This window comes from Aerococcus sp. 1KP-2016 (assembly GCF_002252085.1).
Lineage (GTDB): Bacteria > Bacillota > Bacilli > Lactobacillales > Aerococcaceae > Aerococcus.
Map to the genome: position 1 here is coordinate 11,603 of NZ_NEEY01000006.1, position 17,227 is coordinate 28,829.

Annotated in this window: 19 protein-coding genes, 1 pseudogene and 1 riboswitch; of the genes and pseudogenes, 8 read left to right on the forward strand and 12 right to left on the reverse strand. The window is 39.2% G+C overall.

Annotated features, from left to right (window positions below; genetic code table 11):
• Window positions 1-17: 17 nt before the first annotated feature.
• Entirely contained in the window at window positions 18-1,631 is a 1,614-nt protein-coding gene (gene dexB, locus B9P78_RS02220; RefSeq protein ID WP_094517947.1) for a glucan 1,6-alpha-glucosidase DexB, read from the forward strand.
• 55 nt (window positions 1,632-1,686) lie between these two features.
• Here dexB and B9P78_RS02225 read toward each other — a convergent pair whose 3' ends face one another.
• Window positions 1,687-2,685, reverse strand: coding sequence for a LacI family DNA-binding transcriptional regulator (locus B9P78_RS02225; protein WP_094517948.1), 999 nt, complete (start codon window positions 2,683-2,685; stop codon window positions 1,687-1,689).
• Between the two features lie 138 nt (window positions 2,686-2,823).
• Here B9P78_RS02225 and B9P78_RS02230 point away from each other — a divergent pair, with 138 nt between their 5' ends.
• The 5 genes from B9P78_RS02230 (at window position 2,824) to B9P78_RS02250 (ending at window position 9,442) form a co-directional block, all read left to right on the forward strand.
• Window positions 2,824-3,996, forward strand: coding sequence for a galactokinase (locus B9P78_RS02230; RefSeq protein WP_094517949.1), 1,173 nt, complete (start codon window positions 2,824-2,826; stop codon window positions 3,994-3,996).
• A gap of 4 nt (window positions 3,997-4,000) precedes the next feature.
• The gene (gene galT, locus B9P78_RS02235) at window positions 4,001-5,482 is read left to right on the forward strand and encodes a UDP-glucose--hexose-1-phosphate uridylyltransferase (RefSeq protein ID WP_094517950.1); all 1,482 of its coding nucleotides are present in this window, start codon (window positions 4,001-4,003) and stop codon (window positions 5,480-5,482) included.
• A gap of 109 nt (window positions 5,483-5,591) precedes the next feature.
• Window positions 5,592-6,509: an alpha/beta hydrolase gene (locus tag B9P78_RS02240; protein ID WP_094517951.1), complete on the forward strand. Its 918-nt coding sequence runs from the start codon at window positions 5,592-5,594 to the stop codon at window positions 6,507-6,509.
• An 80-nt stretch (window positions 6,510-6,589) separates the two neighbouring features.
• Window positions 6,590-6,739: riboswitch (Lysine riboswitch) on the forward strand.
• Between the two features lie 98 nt (window positions 6,740-6,837).
• Complete coding sequence (locus B9P78_RS02245; RefSeq protein ID WP_094517952.1) at window positions 6,838-8,253, forward strand: YfcC family protein; 1,416 nt, start codon at window positions 6,838-6,840, stop codon at window positions 8,251-8,253.
• Window positions 8,254-8,272: 19 nt separating this feature from the next.
• On the forward strand, window positions 8,273-9,442 hold the full coding sequence (locus B9P78_RS02250; RefSeq protein ID WP_094517953.1) for a M20 family metallopeptidase: 1,170 nt from the start codon (window positions 8,273-8,275) through the stop codon (window positions 9,440-9,442).
• A gap of 63 nt (window positions 9,443-9,505) precedes the next feature.
• Here B9P78_RS02250 and B9P78_RS02255 read toward each other — a convergent pair whose 3' ends face one another.
• Complete coding sequence (locus tag B9P78_RS02255) at window positions 9,506-9,784, reverse strand: chorismate mutase (RefSeq protein ID WP_094517954.1); 279 nt, start codon at window positions 9,782-9,784, stop codon at window positions 9,506-9,508.
• Between the two features lie 380 nt (window positions 9,785-10,164).
• Between B9P78_RS02255 and B9P78_RS02260 the strand changes: the two genes are divergently transcribed.
• Window positions 10,165-11,502, forward strand: coding sequence for a D-serine ammonia-lyase (locus tag B9P78_RS02260; protein WP_094517992.1), 1,338 nt, complete (start codon window positions 10,165-10,167; stop codon window positions 11,500-11,502).
• Between the two features lie 59 nt (window positions 11,503-11,561).
• Window positions 11,562-12,008 (forward strand): hypothetical protein, encoded by a 447-nt coding sequence (locus tag B9P78_RS09650; RefSeq protein WP_148138566.1) that lies wholly within the window; start codon window positions 11,562-11,564, stop codon window positions 12,006-12,008.
• Window positions 12,009-12,063: 55 nt separating this feature from the next.
• Here the strand turns inward: B9P78_RS09650 and B9P78_RS09985 are convergent, their stop codons facing one another.
• The 10 genes and pseudogenes from B9P78_RS09985 to B9P78_RS02305 form a co-directional block, all read right to left on the reverse strand.
• On the reverse strand, window positions 12,064-12,189 hold the full coding sequence (locus B9P78_RS09985) for a helix-turn-helix domain-containing protein (RefSeq protein ID WP_369824320.1): 126 nt from the start codon (window positions 12,187-12,189) through the stop codon (window positions 12,064-12,066).
• Between the two features lie 29 nt (window positions 12,190-12,218).
• On the reverse strand, window positions 12,219-12,629 hold the full coding sequence (locus B9P78_RS09990) for a cyclic nucleotide-binding domain-containing protein (RefSeq protein WP_233487659.1): 411 nt from the start codon (window positions 12,627-12,629) through the stop codon (window positions 12,219-12,221).
• 15 nt (window positions 12,630-12,644) lie between these two features.
• Window positions 12,645-13,082, reverse strand: coding sequence for an electron transfer flavoprotein subunit alpha/FixB family protein (locus tag B9P78_RS02275; RefSeq protein WP_148138567.1), 438 nt, complete (start codon window positions 13,080-13,082; stop codon window positions 12,645-12,647).
• Window positions 13,030-13,638 (reverse strand): electron transfer flavoprotein subunit alpha/FixB family protein, encoded by a 609-nt coding sequence (locus B9P78_RS02280; RefSeq protein WP_094517957.1) that lies wholly within the window; start codon window positions 13,636-13,638, stop codon window positions 13,030-13,032. Before B9P78_RS02280 ends, B9P78_RS02275 begins: the two co-directional genes overlap by 53 nt.
• 12 nt (window positions 13,639-13,650) lie before the next feature.
• Entirely contained in the window at window positions 13,651-14,445 is a 795-nt protein-coding gene (locus B9P78_RS02285) for an electron transfer flavoprotein subunit beta/FixA family protein (protein WP_094517958.1), read from the reverse strand.
• The gene (locus tag B9P78_RS09995; protein WP_369824321.1) at window positions 14,442-14,996 is read right to left on the reverse strand and encodes an acyl-CoA dehydrogenase family protein; all 555 of its coding nucleotides are present in this window, start codon (window positions 14,994-14,996) and stop codon (window positions 14,442-14,444) included. The genes B9P78_RS02285 and B9P78_RS09995 overlap by 4 nt, the downstream gene beginning before the upstream one ends.
• 21 nt (window positions 14,997-15,017) lie before the next feature.
• Window positions 15,018-15,185: pseudogene (locus tag B9P78_RS10000) on the reverse strand (acyl-CoA dehydrogenase); the annotation flags it as partial.
• On the reverse strand, window positions 15,161-15,598 hold the full coding sequence (locus B9P78_RS02295; RefSeq protein WP_094517960.1) for an acyl-CoA dehydrogenase family protein: 438 nt from the start codon (window positions 15,596-15,598) through the stop codon (window positions 15,161-15,163). The pseudogene B9P78_RS10000 and the gene B9P78_RS02295, both read right to left, overlap by 25 nt.
• A gap of 225 nt (window positions 15,599-15,823) precedes the next feature.
• Window positions 15,824-16,555, reverse strand: a complete 732-nt coding sequence (locus B9P78_RS02300; RefSeq protein ID WP_094517961.1) for a DUF3307 domain-containing protein — start codon at window positions 16,553-16,555, stop codon at window positions 15,824-15,826.
• Complete coding sequence (locus tag B9P78_RS02305) at window positions 16,539-17,204, reverse strand: SatD family protein (protein ID WP_059134293.1); 666 nt, start codon at window positions 17,202-17,204, stop codon at window positions 16,539-16,541. Before B9P78_RS02305 ends, B9P78_RS02300 begins: the two co-directional genes overlap by 17 nt.
• Between the last annotated feature and the right edge of the window lie 23 nt (window positions 17,205-17,227).

Sequence of the window (17,227 nt, forward strand, 5' to 3'; positions counted from 1 at the left end):
CATAAGGAGTGCGTGAAATGGAAAAACATTGGTGGCACAAAGCAACTATCTATCAAATCTATCCTAAATCCTTTGCAGATGCGAATGGCGATGGTATTGGGGATTTAAAGGGCATTACCAGCAAATTAGACTACTTGCAAGAATTGGGCATAACTGCCATCTGGTTATCACCAGTTTATGCTAGCCCTATGGACGATAACGGTTATGATATTGCGAATTATGAAGCGATAGCAGACATGTTTGGTGACATGAATGATATGGATTTGTTACTAGCTGAAGCCAATCAACGTGGTATTCGTATTATCATGGACCTCGTCGTAAACCATACATCAGATGAACATGCCTGGTTCGTGGAAGCCCGCGACAATCCGACAAGCCCAGAACGTGATTATTATATTTGGCGTGACGAACCCAATGACCTAACTTCAATATTTAGTGGCTCAGCATGGGAAAAAGATGAAGCATCTGGTCAATATTACCTGCACTTCTTCAGCAAAAAGCAACCTGATTTAAACTGGGAGAACGCCTCTTTACGTCAAAAAATTTATGATATGATGAACTTTTGGATCGATAAAGGTATCGGTGGGTTCCGTATGGATGTTATCGACATGATTGGTAAAGTTCCTGATCAAGGGATTGTCAATAATGGCCCTAAATTACACGATTACATCAAGGAAATGAACACTGCTTCCTTTGGTAAACATGATTTATTAACTGTAGGTGAGACATGGGGTGCTACGCCGAAAATTGCCCAATTATACTCAAATCCTGACAGTCATGAACTATCTATGGTATTTCAGTTCGAGCATATTGGTCTGCAACATAAGCCGGATGCAGCTAAATGGGATTTTGAAGACGAACTAGATGTACCTGCATTAAAAAAGATTTTTAATAAATGGCAGACAGAATTAGGGCTTGGTCAAGGTTGGAACTCTTTATTCTGGAACAACCATGATTTACCCCGTGTCCTTTCTATTTGGGGCTCAACTGGCCCAAACCGAGTGAAATCAGCCAAGGCATTAGCCATTCTCCTACATCTGATGCGAGGTACACCTTATATTTACCAAGGTGAAGAAATAGGAATGACCAATTATCCTTTTAACAATTTAGATGAAATTGATGATATTGAATCCTTAAACTATGCACGAGAAGCTACGGCAAATGGTCAATCTATGGGGCAAGTCATGGACAGTATCCGCATGATTGGTCGAGACAATGCTAGGACACCTATGCAGTGGGATGAAACGAAACATGCCGGATTCTCAAGTGGAGACACAACCTGGCTACCAGTAAATCCAAATTATCATGAAATTAACGTCAAAAACGCCTTAGCTGATCAGGACAGTATTTTTTATACTTATCAAAAATTGGTTCAATTACGCCAAACTTCAGAATGGTTAATCGATGGCGGTTTTGAGCTATTAGATACTAGCGATAAAGTATTTGCCTACATCCGAAGAACACCAAGTGAAGCATACTTAGTAGTCGTGAATGTATCTGATGTAGCACAAACATTTAGTTTTAATGGTACCTATGAAACAATTATTATCAGCAATCATGTGGTGCCAACCGATTTACAACAAATCACCTTGGATGCTTGGGATGCATTTTGTGTTAAGCTGACAAAATAAAAAATAATATCAAAAAGGGTAACCGCAATCGTTTGTGGTTACCTTTTTTTGATATTTAACCACTAGAATCACGTATTGTTAACCGAGTGGCAAGTCTAGTCATAGTAGGTACTACTTCCGGGTTTATCAATTGACGATTCAGGGTATCCACAGCAATTCGACCCATTTCCTCAGTAAAAACGGTCACACTGGATAGGGCGGGGAAAATCTGTTTCGTCAACGGGGTATCATTAAATGAAATAAGACTCACCCGTTCAGGGACAGCAATACGCGCCTCCTGAAGGGCACGTAAAGCACCAATAGCTAATGTATCATTGGCCACAAAGAAAGCTTGTGGAAGGGCTTCTCCATGTTCAGTGATGGCCTGTTTCATCAAATCATACCCAGCTTGTGCTGAAAAATCACCAATATACGTATATTTTGCATGGTAAACACCTAGTTCAGATGCATAGTTTCGGAAAGTTCTGAACCGTTGATCAATTAACTGTTCCTTACCATCTGTCGTTTTCTCTTCACCGGCAATCATACCTATCGATGTTAACCCATGCTGCATAAAATAATCTAATACTTGAATCACGGCATTATCAAAATCAGTTGTCACACAGGGATGACCAGCATTTAAGGTATCTGAATCCACAAAAACCAATTTGCGATTATAGGACTCTAACCGTTTAATTTGTTGATTAGAAAATTTACCGATGGCAATAATTCCAGCAATATCATCAGCAATTTGAATAATTTGATTATTGAAATAACGGACAATGTCATAGGTTAAATCTTCGGCACGTTTTTCTATCCCAATCCGAATAGCGTAATAATACAAATCATTTAATTCTTCTTGCTCACTATACCATTGGACAACAGCAATTTTTTGTCGCTGTTTTGCTATATTCGTCGTCTTTTGATGTTTGGTATAGCCCAAGTCGTCTGCAATGGCTAGAATACGATGTTTCGTGTCTTCACCAACAGAAAGGGTTTCATCACGGTTCAACACACGTGAAACGGTCGCTTGCGAAACTTTTGCTAATTTTGCGATATCTTTAAGAGTAGCCATATCCTTACTTCCTTTATCATGTATTTTTATCCATTATAACACATTTGTAGCTACATTAGTAAAAGTTTAGTAAATATATCGAATATTTTATCTGAATAATCTATAATAAAATTATCATATAAATCAAGGAGATTGCTTATGGACACGACAACATTAAATCAAGCTTTTACAGACATTTTCAACGAACAAGCTGATGCAACTTTTTTCTCACCAGGACGTATTAACCTAATTGGTGAACATACAGATTACAACGGGGGCCACGTATTCCCAGCAGCTATTTCACTGGGCACTTATGGTGTTGCCCGTAAACGAGATGACCAAATCTGTCGCTTTTATTCAGCAAATTTCAAAGATGATGGCATTATTGAAATTAACCTAAATCAACTGATTCTAACAAAGGAAGACGGTTGGACGAACTATCCTAAAGGGGTCATTAAATTTTTAATAGAAGCAGGTCATCCAATTGATACCGGTTTTGATCTATACGTATATGGGAATATTCCAAATGGTTCCGGTCTTTCATCATCAGCTTCACTTGAATTACTCACAGGGATAGTTGCGGAAGACTTGTATGATTTAACACTAGAAAGACTAGATTTAGTAAAAATTGGTAAAAAAACCGAAAATGATTTTATCGGTGTCAATTCGGGTATTATGGATCAATTTGCCGTCGGGATGGGGGCAGATAAACGTGCGATTTATCTGGATACAAATTCTCTCGACTATGAACTCGTTCCGCTAGATTTAGCTGATAACGTAATTGTAATCATGAATACCAATAAACGCCGTGAATTAGCCGATTCTAAATACAATGAACGCCGGACTGAATGTGAAACAGCACTCGCCGAACTTAACCAAAAGTTGACCATTGATTCACTGGGTGCGATTGATGCCAACACCTTTGATCAATATGCTTATTTAGTTCAAGATAGTAATCGTTTGAAACGTGCACGACATGCTGTTTGGGAAAACCAACGAACGTCACTTGCACGACAAGCATTGCAAACTGGGGATCTATTAGCATTTGGTCGCTTAATGAATGCCTCCCATGTATCATTAGAACACGATTATGAAGTTACCGGAATCGAGCTAGATACCTTGATCCATACAGCATGGGCACAGGAGGGTGTATTAGGCGCGCGTATGACGGGCGCAGGCTTTGGAGGATGTGGCATTGCCATCGTCGCAAAAGACAAGGTGGATGCTTTTAAAGAGCAAGTAGGGCGTGTATATACTGAAACAATCGGCTATCCACCACAATTTTATATCGCAGAAATCTCAAGTGGCGCGCGTGTACTAACAAGGAGATGATGACATGGCAAAACTAATTGATGCCTTTGTTACACAGGTTATCGAAAATAGTGATTATACAATAGACGATCATTTTTATTTACGCAATCGAATCTTAGCATTAACTGGTGAAGCAGGTGCCAATCAAGAAACAACTAGAACCACCCTTATTTCCTTACGTGATGCCTTAGTAGATGTTGCTGTTGACAACGGAAAAGTAGGGGATTTAACAGAAGAGCGAGATACTTTAGGCGCTGCATTAATGGATTTCATCACGCCAGCCCCTAGTGTTTTAAATCAACACTTTTGGGATACCTATCAAATTTCTCCAGAAGAGGCCATCCAGGAATTTTATGCGCTGAGTCAACGTAATGACTATATTAAAGTAGGGGCCATTGCTAAGAACATTGCGTATACAAGTCAAACGGCCTATGGACCAGTGGAAATTACCATTAACCTATCAAAACCTGAAAAAGATCCTAAGGCAATCGCCGCCGCCAAAAAAGCGCAATATTCTAGATATCCTCTTTGCCAGCTATGCATGGAAAATGAAGGATATCAAGGCAGAATCAACCATCCGGCGCGCGCTAACCACAGAATTATTCGTCTTCAATTAGGCGATGAGAAGTGGGGGTTCCAATATTCACCATATGCCTATTTCAATGAGCATAGTATTGTATTAAACACACAGCATGTCCCCATGGTCATTTCAAAACAAACTTTTGAACAATTATTAGACATTGTAGCTATTTTTCCTGGATATTTTGCTGGATCTAATGCCGATTTGCCGATTGTAGGAGGTTCAATTCTAACGCATAATCATTATCAAACGGGACGTCATGATTTCCCTATGGCTAAGGCACCCTTTGAAAGTCAATTCACGTTTGAAGGTTACCCAAACATCCAAGCTGGGATTGTCAAATGGCCCATGTCTGTGATACGTCTACAAGGAAAAGAGCGCGGAGATTTGGTGACCCTGGCCGATAAAATCCGACTGGCTTGGCAAACATATGAAGATCCAAATCTGGATGTAATTGCATATACAGGGGACGAAGCTCATCATACAATTACACCTATCGCCCGCAAAAATGGGGACAAATTCGAACTAGATTTGGTTTTACGTGATAATCATACTTCATCACAATATCCAGATGGCGTTTATCATCCACATCAAGATGTGCAACATATTAAACAGGAAAATATCGGTTTAATTGAAGTAATGGGCTTAGCTATATTACCACCACGCTTAAAAGATGAAATCTCGGCAGTTGCTGACTATCTATTAGATAAAGAAAATAATATTGCAGCTTACCATTTAATATGGGCACAAGATTTAAAGCAAAATTATCACCATACTTTGACTCCAGATACAGTGCATACTATTTTAAAAGATGAAATTGCAAATGTTTTTGTACGCGTCTTAGAAGATGCTGGTGTGTATAAAGATACACCAGCAGGAAAAGATGGCTTTAATCGATTTATTCAATCGGTAGGTATCGTTTCTTAAACTTTTCATGCCCCCGTTTCTTGCTATTTGGAGACGGGGGTTTTCTTTTTCTCTAATGAAAATCAAATGCTATAATGGCATTAATGAAATTTAGAGGAGAGAACGTCTGATGCAAAAAGAAGTAATAAAGCTATATAATGATCGTGATGATGTGACCTTAACTAGCTACGTGATTGATCCAATCCGCACAAGTAATGTGAATATTGAACGACCGGCCGTGATTATCTGTCCCGGTGGTTCATATATGTACTGTTCAGATAGAGAAGCTGAACCAGTGGCATTGGCATTTAATGCTATGGGCTTTCACGCATTTGTCTTGCGATATTCGGTCTATGGGCAAGGGAAAACAACTGCAGAAATCATTGCAGAAGGGCAATTTCCGGTTAAACCTGATGTTATTTTCCCCCATGCGCTACAAGAAACTGCTAAGGCATTTGAAATTTTGCATCAACATGCGACTGAGTGGCGCATTGATACTGATAAGATTGGCCTAGCAGGATTTTCTGCTGGTGGTCACAATACCGGGATGTACAGTAATGTATGGTATGAAGATGTGATTCAAAATGCAACAAATTTGAAGGGCAAAGCCTTGAAACCAGCATTTAATATTTCTGCCTACGCCCTAACTGATATTACCTATTATTATCACCAAAACATTGCCAATCCTGACCCAAATATCAAGGCCTATGCAACAGCTATATCTTTAGCTTGCTTTGGAAAACCACTACCTAGTGAAGCAGAAATTGAACGTTATTCTGTCCCAGCTACTGTGAATGAACATACTGCACCAACTTTTATTTGGGCAACACGTGAAGATGATGTTGTTAACGTACGTGATTCCTTATCACTAGCCTTAGCATTAGAAGAAAATCAAATTCCGTTTGAAATGCATATCTTCCAAGAAGGACCACACGGCCTTTCAGTGGCTAACGAGCTTTCTGCAACCATGCCCAATCAAGTGAATAAAACTGCCGCGCAATGGATACCTTTGGCAGAAACTTGGTTAAAAGAATTGATTTTAAAATAAAACAAAAATTGTAAAATAATGAGAATATCCTTGACATTGAAATTATTGTTCTCTAATATATTAATTAATTTAAAAAATGCAATATAGAAAGAGGTCGCTAACAAAATCATTAGCCTTACAGGTGAAAGGGTTGTTAGCCGAAATAGCCACATGCTGTTGGGGGTGTATTGAACAAGTACATCACTGCCTAGAAGGAATGCCCATTCCTTTGAAGGAGCGCTTTCTATATTTGCGGGCAAAAGTACTTTTGGACTATTCTTTGAATACCAAGGTGAGCTTTTGCTTGCCTTGGTATTTTTTATTTTCATTTTTTAGGAGGAGTGATTATATGTCGTCAAAATTTTCAAAGTTTCAATTTAAAATGCCCAATGCTTTAGTGCTATTATTTACCATAATGATGGTGATGATGGTCTTAACGTGGGTTGTTCCAGCTGGTCAATTTGAAAGAGTTCTTGTAGAAGAAAGGACTGTCTTAGTACCAGGTTCCTTTACATTTATTGAGTCGAATCCGCAAACACCCTTTGAATTGATTTTGGCATTACCGAAGGCATTTATGGATGTTGGTTCAATCGTATTTTTCTTATTTATCACAGGAGGATCCTTCAAGTTAATAACCGAAACCGGTATTTTAGAAGCATTAATGGGGCGATTAGTTAAATTACTCAAAGGTCATGAGGAAATTTTCATTCCCATTCTCGTATTTGTCACCGGATTAGGCGGTGCAACTCTAGGGCTTGCCGAAGAAATTATTCTTTTCATTCCAATTGGTATCGCCTTATCACGTGCTTTAGGGTACGATGCAATGGTCGGTGTGGCAGTATTAATATTGGGTGCAGCAGTTGGTTTTAATGCTGGATTTATGAATCCATTTTCTGTTGGGGTAGCACAAACACTTGCGGAATTACCTCTTTTTTCAGGCGTGGGATTACGTATTGTTCTGTTTATTATATTATGGGCTGTAACATCATTCTATATCATGCGTTATGCGAAGAGAGTTAAAACACGCCCTGAAACGAGTGCTGTTGCTGACTTAGAAGCATCGGATAAGGATGCGGCTGACTATGTTGATTTAAACTATCAAGAATTGCCACCTTTTAATAACCGCCATAAAGGAATCGCAATAGCTTTATTCATCGGTTTTGCTATGATGATTTATGGTGTATTCAAAATTGGTTGGTTTATTGATGAATTAGGGGCAATGTTTTTCACTATGGCGATTGTATCGGCTTTAATTGGAGGTTTATCAACCGGGGAAATCGCTGATACTTTTGTTGCAGGCGCTAAAGAAATGATGTTCTCTGTACTAGCGATTGTATTTGCTCGAGGTATTTTAGTGGTTATGGAAAATGGCATGATTTTGGATACGATTATTTATTATCTTGTTCAAGTTGTGAATATTTTCCCAGCAATATTAGGCTCAGTCGGTATGTATGTTATTCAAATATTGATTAATTTCTTTATTCCTTCTGGATCTGGACAGGCGGCGGCAACCATGCCAATCATGTTACCAATTGCAGACTCTTTAAATATCACACGGCAAACAGCTGTTTTAGCATTCCAACTAGGATCTGGTTTCATGGACGCAATCATTCCTACATCTGGAGTTTTAATGGCTGAGTTATCTCTTGCAAAAATACCTTATAATAAATGGTTTAAATGGTTTGTGCCATTACTTACAATTTATATCGTAATCGGACTAATTTTCCTAATTGCAGCTCACGTCATTGGCTATGGTCCATTTTAAAGAAAGGAAGTATCTATAGATGACACAAATTAAAGAAACCTTACATCAGCATGTTGCGCAACTAGCCCCTGAATTAAAAACGCTAAGTGATTTTATCTACGATCACCCGGAATTAGGACACCAAGAGTATAAGTCATCTGCCGCACATGTGTCACTTCTTGAAAAACACGGATTTACTGTTGAAACACCTTACGTAGGATTTAACACGGCATTTCGGGCAACTTTTGATTCTGGAAAACCTGGACCAACAATCGCTTATTTATCAGAATATGATGCTTTACCTAGTATAGGCCATGGCTGTGGCCATAATATGTTGGGTACAGTAGATACTGGTGCAGGGATAGCTCTTTCAAAAGTCATTAGCGAAACCGGGGGACGCGTGATTGTATTAGGGACACCAGCCGAAGAAACATCTGGTACAAAAGTTGATATGGCGAATGCAGGGGTCTTTGATGACATTGATGTTGCTATGTGCACCCATCCTTCAGATGCCAATACTGTTTCTGGTACATCGATGGCTATTCATCCAATTGCGTTTGAATTCTTTGGCAAGCCAGCACATGCGGCCGAAGCACCAGAAGAAGGTATCAATGCATTGGATGCTATGCTCAACCTATTTAATAATATTAATACGTCACGCCAAGAAATGCGACCATCTGCTCGGGTTCACGGCATTATTACGCATGGTGGTGATGCAGCTAATATTATTCCGGAATACACACGGGCTGAGTTTTATGTGCGGGGTTTAGATACTGAATATATGAATGTTTTATCCGAGAAAATCATCAACTGTGCGAACGCGGCCGCCATAGCAAGTGGTTGTACCCTGAAACATAATGATTTTGAAAACATTTATAAAGACATGGTAACAAATGAACAACTTTCTGCGACTTATAACGCCAACGCAGCGGCAGTAGGTATTGAAATGGTTGCAGAAAAAGAGGGTGGGAACGGTTCTTTAGATATGGGCGATGTAAGCCATGTTGTGCCATCTATTCACGCTTATTATTCTATTACCAATGGGAAACGAGTGATTGGTCATACACCAGAATTTAGAGATGCAACAAAAACACCATTCGCTTATGATATGATGGAAAAAGTTGTTGAATCACTTGCTTGCACTGGGGTTGATGTGCTAACCAATCCTGAATTACTTGATGCCATCCAAGCAGAGTTTAAACAACATTAAATAATAATTAGCACAAAAACGCAACTCCAGCTCATTATGAAAGTTGCCGTTTTTATTTTACGATTATTTTTCTGCTTGTTTGGCCATCCAGGCTTGCTGGTGTCCACGAGATATACGCATGATTTCTGTGTATAAATCCGCTAATTCGTCTTTCAATTCTGTGTTTTCTAAGTAAGATTGCACTTTCTCTATTACCAAAGCTTCGCGGCCAACGTCAAGAATTTCCTTTCCGTTTGCTAACTTAACTCGAGCAACTTCTTCTACCATTTTTGTACGTTGTTCAAATAATTTTACGATTTCACGATCGATTTGGTCAATTTCATTACGTTGTTTTTCTAACATAGCTTTTTATTAACTCCTTAATTAAATATGTGGGACAAAAATGACAGATTAAGACATTAAATTACCCTATATGTACCTTATTAAAGTATAGCCGATAAATACATTCATTACAGTATTGATACAAAAAAATTTGAATATATATTACTTTACTAAATTTTGCATCAATCTGGATATGCTCATAAATTTTTTCAAGAATATGTCTAATTTTATACTGCTAGAGTCGCGAATCATTTTGATGATAAAACAAATATATTTATTCTTAAAAATTAATTACATCAATATAGTGATATTGACTAGCAATCTTTGTTTAGCTATACTTTTTTGGTTGAGATACGTTTCTAAATACACAAAAAAGGTGGATGGATATATCTATGAATAATATGAACGTAAACATAAAACAAGATAATGAAAAGATTCTAGGCGATATTCGTGACCGCAAGCCCGTCTTATGGTTGAACGATCATCACTTACCTTTCAAACAATTGAGAGGGCAGTTGGATGTATCCGTACTAGATATCAAAGATGCCGAAGCGCGACTAAAACGTTTTGCACCTTTTATCAAGGAAGTATTTGAGGATACAAAAATACTTGATGGTTTAATTGAATCCCCAATTTCAGAAATTTCAGACTTTAAATCAACATTAGAAAAAACTTACCAATTTCAATTTCCTGGTAAATTTTTATTAAAGCGTGATGATTTATTACCAATTGCCGGGACGATTAAAGCACGTGGGGCAATTTATGAAGTATTGCACCATGCAGAAGCCTTAGCTTTCGAAGAAGGCCTTTTAAATAGCTACGAGGATGATTATACACAATTTGCCTCAAAAGAATTTCAGGATTTCTTCAAACAATATACTGTGGTTGTAGGGACAACCGGTAACTTGGGTATATCTTCAGGTGTGATGTCCGCTAAAATAGGTTTCAATGTACAAGTACATATGTCTCATGAAGCAAAACAGTGGAAGAAAGACTACTTAAGAAGCCATGGTGTGCAAGTATTTGAACATAAAACCAATTTCACAGAGGCAGTAAATAAAGGGCGTCTATCTGCAGAAACAGATCCATACGCTTATTTTATTGATGACGAACACTCCATTCAATTATTCCTAGGCTACACTACAGCTGGACCACGTCTGAAACAACAATTAATTGATCAAGATATCCTTGTAGATGAGGACCATCCTTTAATGGTTTACTTACCCTGTGGTGTTGGCGGTAGTCCTGGTGGTGTTACATATGGCTTAAAACAAATATATGGTGATAACGTACATTGTTTCTTTGCCCAACCTACACATGTACCTTCAATGTTACTTGGTCAAATTTCTCAAAAATTTGCTGATATTTCAGTTTATGACTTTGGGATTGATGGGCTAACCGTTATGGACGGTCTAGCAGTACCTAGAACCTCACAAATCGTAGCTAAATTAATGTCAGCCATCTTTGATGGTGGTTATACATTGACTGACAAAGAGTCTAATCGCCTATTAACAACACTGAAAGATGTAGAAGATATTTTTGTAGAGCCAGCAGCCACAGCAGGATTAGTTGGTCCACAAAGACTCTTCAATACTGAAGCGGGGCAAAACTATCTGCGTCATAAGAACTTAACAGATAAAGTAGCTAACATGACTCATATTGCATGGGCAACGGGTGGGTCAATGGTACCAGCCGACGAGCAAGTTTTATTTTACGAAAATGGTAAATCCAATCAATAATGTGAATCGATAAGTCGAAATCACAATGGAAAAAAGAGTAATTGAGTGTCAAAACTCACTTGCTCTTTTTTTTATTTTGCCCAATTTTTTACAACAATTGCCACTGCAAGTATGCCTTTAAGTGCCTTATTCATCGCACCATTTGTAAGTTCAATTACGAAAAAATTTGGCACAAAAGAGCTGAATCATTCGCACTAATCGGTGCAGGCTTTATCTATATCCTTGTTTTCGTATTAAGCATTCAAAATCCATTAGTATTTGCCATCTTACTTATCGTTGCTGGTACAGTTATGGGTTACTACTCTATATCAATGTACGCTTACGTAACAGATGTTATTGATGACTTCTACATCAAACGTGGTACAAGTAAAGTAGGTCAAGCGATTGCTGGTTTCTTAGCCGGTGCTTTACTAACACAAATTGGTCATGTTTCAGGTGCTGAACAACAAACTGCTGAAGTAGCGAATAGCATCTACTTGCAAAAAGCATCGAACCTTTCCAACTAAAGTGAAGGTTCGATGCTTATAGACGTTTATGAAGTTGAATTTAACTCAATATTTCTCAACAAAAGACTTCAATCTGATGGTTATGCCGTTCTTTAATCTTACCTTCATCAGCTAATTGATGCAGGGATCGGCTAAGTGTTTCAGATGACATGCCTAAAAAACCTGCTAAAAACCGCTTCATTTCCTCGTGATAGAAGATTTGGTGGCCATTCACCAACTCGGCTTCCTTACAAATGAAATTGAATAACCGGTCTTTTGCGGGTAGTCCAACAGCAGTTGTTTAAATTGTTGGTTTTCAATCAGGTAAATTTCACTTTTTACCATAGCTACGGCATGCGCCTTGCGGATACCTTCAAATAGGGCTAGTTCACCAGTAAATTCCATCGGTGCAATCATCCGGATGATTTGTTCGTTTCCCAACTCTGATAATTTAAAGATCTTTACTTTACCAGTTAATACAAAGAGAAAATAGCGGGCTTCTGTATTGGTTGCGTAGACCACTTCATTCCGTTTGTACAAGCGCTTAGTAAAATAAGGGACAATTTGTTCAAGCGTTTGACAATCAAGCTCTTTGAATAGGTCAAATTGTCTTAGATCATTGATTTTATCCTGGGCTAACATATTTTCACCTCATTGTTATTTACTTTCTATTTGTTTAACTAAAGCTTTGGCAAAAGCAACCGCATCGCCGACATACCCGACATCTGATTCTTTAAAGATAGCGGCTTTCGGGTCCTTATTTACAGAAAATACAAATTTTGCCTGATTCATCCCGACAGTATATTGGATGGCGCCCGCAATCCCGAAATTCAAGAGTAATTGCGGTTGGATAGTGACCCCACTTTGACCAATTTGCTCGTCATGTGTGTACCAGCCGTTCTCTGCTAGGGGACGGGTAGCACCAACTTTTGCGCCAAGTAGGTCGGCTACTTTTTCAGTATGGACTAAATTGTCTTGCATCTTCATCCCGCGGCCAACAGCAACAACCTTATCTACCTCAGTGATTTGATTCGTTTGTGGCTCACCTGGAATTCGTTCCAAGACTTGGTAGGTATAAGGTCGTTCTAAGGGCAATTGTTATGTCTATAATAGCACCTTGACGGGTATTGTCAAAGGGGAGAGTGTTAAAGACATTTGGCCGGACTGTGGCCATTTGTGGACGACGGGTTGGTGTTAGAATTGTACACATCAAGTTGTCCCCGTATGAGGGTTTAATCTGTAGCAACTGCCCCTTATCATCGATAGATAGGTCGAGGCAGTCTGCGGTTAGACCAGTTTGCAGGGCACCTTGTAGTCTTGGCGCTAAAGCTCTCCCTTTAAGAGTGGCTGCGAATAAAATAATATTTGGTTGGTAATCGTCAGCTAATTGCTTGATAGCTGTTTTTGATAATACAGGGTCAAAGTCAGCGAATAAGTCATTTTTCACAACTAACACCTGGTCAGCACCGTGGCCAATAAGACTTGCTGCGTGATTAGTTTGACTTGTTTCTAAGAGGATGGCTGTTACACTATCTTGGCTATTTTGACTCATTTCATGGGCTTTACCCAATAATTCTAGCGTTGAAGGGTGGATGGTTTCTTCTGAAATTTCAGCAACCACCCATATACCTGATGATTTTCCTTGATTCATGGACTTACCTCCTTAGATGATATGTTTGTCTGACAAAATGGCTAACAATGCTTCGGCCGCTTCCGTCGGCGACCCTTCAAGCATGGTCATCTGACGGACTGATTCTTCCGGCACAAAGCTTTCAGTCACAATAGTAGGGGATCCTTTGATACCGATTCTATCGAGGTCACAATGTAGGTCACCCTCGTTCCATACCTTAATCTCTTTTTGCATAGATTGTTTAATCAAAAGAGGCGATTGATACCGCGGTTTATTGATTTCATCACTAACACTCATAACTAAGGGGTAAGAAACACGGATGATTTCTTGGTCCACTTCCAAATGTCTTTTGACATCAATGGTTTGATTAACTGAATCAAGGTCGACTATGCCGGATGCGTTGGTGATTTGTGGTAGATCCAACTCTTCAGCAATTAATGGGCCAACTTGTCCCGTATCCGCATCAATTGCTTTTAAACCTGTCAAAATAAGATCCACGTCCCCAATCTTGCGTACAGCTTGAGCTAGGGTATAAGCAGTTGCTAAGGTATCTGACCCAGCAAAGGCACGTGAAGATAGTAGATAAGCCTCGTCACAACCCATGGCTAGGGCTTCATGCAAGCTCAATTTAAAAGAATCAGGGCCCATGCTGACAACAGATACTGTACCACCAAATTTTTCTTTTAACTGAACAGCAGTCTCAATGGCATGTTCATCAAAGGGGTTAATACGGCCGCGAACACCACTCCGAATAAGGTTATTCGTTTCTGGGTCAATTTTAACGTGGTTACTGATAGGGATTTCTTTTATAAATACGACGATCTTCATAGCATAAATTCCTCTCTAGATTCAAATAAGACTGAATTTGCGATGTCTAATTGGAGTTTTTCATACGCACCTTCAGCATATTGTAAGGCCTTAGCGTCACGCCATAAGTGCTCAACTGGATATTCTTTGGAGTAACCATAAGCCCCAAAAATTTGCATAGCGTGGTTAGCTGCTTTCAAGGCTTGGTCTGAGCCAAATAATTTAGCGGTTGTTGTCTCCATCTTATGGTCAACTTCTTGATCTCTTAACCAGGCAGCTTGGTAGATGATTAGTTTTGTTGCATGTAAGCCCATGGCAATATCAGAGATTCTAAATTTAATCCCATCAAGGTGAGACATCTTACCGCCAAATAGTTCACGCTCTTGAATATAGTTGATAGAAGCTTTCAAGGCGGCATCTTGAATACCAGCCGCTAGTGCACCCATTAAAAACCGGGCTGTATGGTGGGCATTGTGTCCAATTTCCATCCCTTGATCAATAGCACCTAAGCGGTCAATATCCGGAACAATGGCATCTGACAAGTAAATATCGCCGACTGGACATCCGCGCATCCCCACAAACTCTTCAACACGACCGTTTTCAAAACCAGGATTTTGATTATCTAAGATAAAGACAGTCCGGCTATGTTCGGTATCTTTTTCAGGACTGGTAATGGCTAAAATAAGGTACATAGATGCGGCTTTGACACCGTTGGTTAAGAAAGCCTTATTCCCGTTCAATAACCAACCATCTGTAGTCTGAACAGCTGTTGTTTGTTGGGTAGAAGCATCAGACCCACTAGCTGGCTCAGTCTGTCCAAAGGTAAATAACTCCCGATTAGCCTAGGTAACCAACGGGCCTTGATTTCTTCACTACCATAAATGACAAGCTGGTCGATTGCTTTCCAGTGGGCTTCAAGGGTAAAGGCAACACCAGGGTTAACTTTTGCTAGTTCAACAATCACCATAGTCTGGGTTACAAAGTCGTAGCCAGCGCCACCATAAGCCTCAGGGACAGCAATCCCTACAATCCCAACATCCGCCATCTTATCCGTTAGGTCTTGTTGGTAGCCTTCCTTTTCAATCTCTTCGTATCTTGGGGCAATTTCTTTTTCCGCAAACTTTTGAATCATCTTACGGAGTAGTTCTTGTTCATCAGTGAATTTAAAATCCATGTATTTTCACCACTTTCAGTATATTGTGTACTATTTCACCACCCAAGTATACGCTAGTCAGGTTGTCGTCTTCCTTGACAAATATCAAACTTTTGACGAAAAAGATTAAAATTAAAGTGCTTACATAGGTTTGTAGGACCCCAAATATATCTTATAAGTTTAAGTGAAGGGCGTCACAAAAAAATCTTACTTAACAATCGCCTAAATCGCTAAGTAAGATGTCTCTTAAAATATAAAAAAGTATGATACGACGACAAATAGGATGGAAAATAAGGTACCGATTAAATAGTATTCGGCGAATCCTTGGTTCTCCTCAATCAGTTTAAAGCGGGCAATAGACTTCGCAGTATAGATTAAGCCGATGGAAGATAGGGCATTTAATGACAGGAATATAGCTGATAAAATTCTTTCTAAATTCCCAATCATAGCGCCTGCACCAGGAACAGTGACTATTTCAGTTTGGTCAACTTTATCGTCGGTGTAATGTTGATATTGATTGAAAAGCACTTTAAAGGTAACGTTCGCGGGTTTGGTTATTAATACCGTCAGTAAGGTCCATTTCAAGACCAATGTAGGTATGGATACGGAGACGTCACCGGATGCCGGGAAAACAACCTGACTTAAGACGACAATCAATGAAATATGAAGCAATTGATCAATCAGATAAATATAAGGAATCGGTTCTGCCTGGAATATCCACTTTCGTTGCAAGGTCACCTTCAGTAAATCAATGATGATATGTCCTAGCCATACAGCTGAAAATAAGAGAATCATATTCGACTGCCAAGTGAGTAACCATGATATAAACAAAAGTAATCCATGGATAGCTAGGTGTCTTGCAAGAGCGGCGTGACTCTTTCTCTTGGCTTCTGACAGTTTCTCACTTTGAAAATGGTAATCACCTAGAAAGTGGGAAATTAATAATACGAGTGTGATGGCATTATGAATCAGTATCATCGACCTCCTGAATGAAACGTGCCAGCTGTTCTTTTCCAGCTAGATAGATTTTAATATTGGCTGAATTTAGTCGTTTACTTAAAGCTGAGGGTGATAATTCTAATTTTTTAGCAAGTGCTTTTTGATTAAATGATTGCTGGTAAATTCCCGTCGCTAAAAGTCCATTGAAGACATATAGCTGGGTTTTAGTCCAACTTGACCGGATAGTATCCGTCAGCAAGAGCAGGGTATTGATGGTGTCATCTTTTCCCTCTAGACCAAAGAAGGCTTGACGTAAATTACCGCTGTAATCGTGTTGCTTGACTGATTCAATGGCGCTTCTAGCGTGCCAGTATGCAGGGCCATCTGCGCCTATACTGACTTCAGGATCAATCTCTGTGGCTATTGACCCGTAACCAATCCCGAAGCGAATGGGGTGGGGAATGAGTCGTTGGACGTCATCTATCATTTGAAACACTTGGTGATGAGGTTTAATCAACACTTGAAATTCATCACCTAAGGTTATCGTTAATTTTGACGCGATGATGTCACCGTAGTTTTGGTTAATTGTAGCAAAACTTTCTAATAAGTTTTCTTGTAAGTTTTCTCGGTCAGCTGATTTTTTTGAATCAATTAAGTCACCGATAATCGCTATATAGTTTTTAGACATGAGGCACCTCCTTGATATCCATT

What these genes read in the sequence shown, in the direction of transcription:
- dexB (WP_094517947.1), top strand. Translation starts at nt 18, where the DNA reads ATGGAAAAACATTGGTGGCACAAAGCAACTATCTATCAAATCTATCCT.
- B9P78_RS02225 (WP_094517948.1), bottom strand. Translation starts at nt 2,685, where the DNA reads ATGGCTACTCTTAAAGATATCGCAAAATTAGCAAAAGTTTCGCAAGCG.
- B9P78_RS02230 (WP_094517949.1), top strand. Translation starts at nt 2,824, where the DNA reads ATGGACACGACAACATTAAATCAAGCTTTTACAGACATTTTCAACGAA.
- galT (WP_094517950.1), top strand. Translation starts at nt 4,001, where the DNA reads ATGGCAAAACTAATTGATGCCTTTGTTACACAGGTTATCGAAAATAGT.
- B9P78_RS02240 (WP_094517951.1), top strand. Translation starts at nt 5,592, where the DNA reads ATGCAAAAAGAAGTAATAAAGCTATATAATGATCGTGATGATGTGACC.
- B9P78_RS02245 (WP_094517952.1), top strand. Translation starts at nt 6,838, where the DNA reads ATGTCGTCAAAATTTTCAAAGTTTCAATTTAAAATGCCCAATGCTTTA.
- B9P78_RS02250 (WP_094517953.1), top strand. Translation starts at nt 8,273, where the DNA reads ATGACACAAATTAAAGAAACCTTACATCAGCATGTTGCGCAACTAGCC.
- B9P78_RS02255 (WP_094517954.1), bottom strand. Translation starts at nt 9,784, where the DNA reads ATGTTAGAAAAACAACGTAATGAAATTGACCAAATCGATCGTGAAATC.
- B9P78_RS02260 (WP_094517992.1), top strand. Translation starts at nt 10,165, where the DNA reads ATGAACGTAAACATAAAACAAGATAATGAAAAGATTCTAGGCGATATT.
- B9P78_RS09985 (WP_369824320.1), bottom strand. Translation starts at nt 12,189, where the DNA reads ATGAAGCGGTTTTTAGCAGGTTTTTTAGGCATGTCATCTGAAACACTT.
- B9P78_RS09990 (WP_233487659.1), bottom strand. Translation starts at nt 12,629, where the DNA reads ATGTTAGCCCAGGATAAAATCAATGATCTAAGACAATTTGACCTATTC.
- B9P78_RS02280 (WP_094517957.1), bottom strand. Translation starts at nt 13,638, where the DNA reads ATGAATCAAGGAAAATCATCAGGTATATGGGTGGTTGCTGAAATTTCA.
- B9P78_RS02285 (WP_094517958.1), bottom strand. Translation starts at nt 14,445, where the DNA reads ATGAAGATCGTCGTATTTATAAAAGAAATCCCTATCAGTAACCACGTT.
- B9P78_RS09995 (WP_369824321.1), bottom strand. Translation starts at nt 14,996, where the DNA reads ATGCGCGGATGTCCAGTCGGCGATATTTACTTGTCAGATGCCATTGTT.
- B9P78_RS02295 (WP_094517960.1), bottom strand. Translation starts at nt 15,598, where the DNA reads ATGGATTTTAAATTCACTGATGAACAAGAACTACTCCGTAAGATGATT.
- B9P78_RS02300 (WP_094517961.1), bottom strand. Translation starts at nt 16,555, where the DNA reads ATGATACTGATTCATAATGCCATCACACTCGTATTATTAATTTCCCAC.
- B9P78_RS02305 (WP_059134293.1), bottom strand. Translation starts at nt 17,204, where the DNA reads ATGTCTAAAAACTATATAGCGATTATCGGTGACTTAATTGATTCAAAA.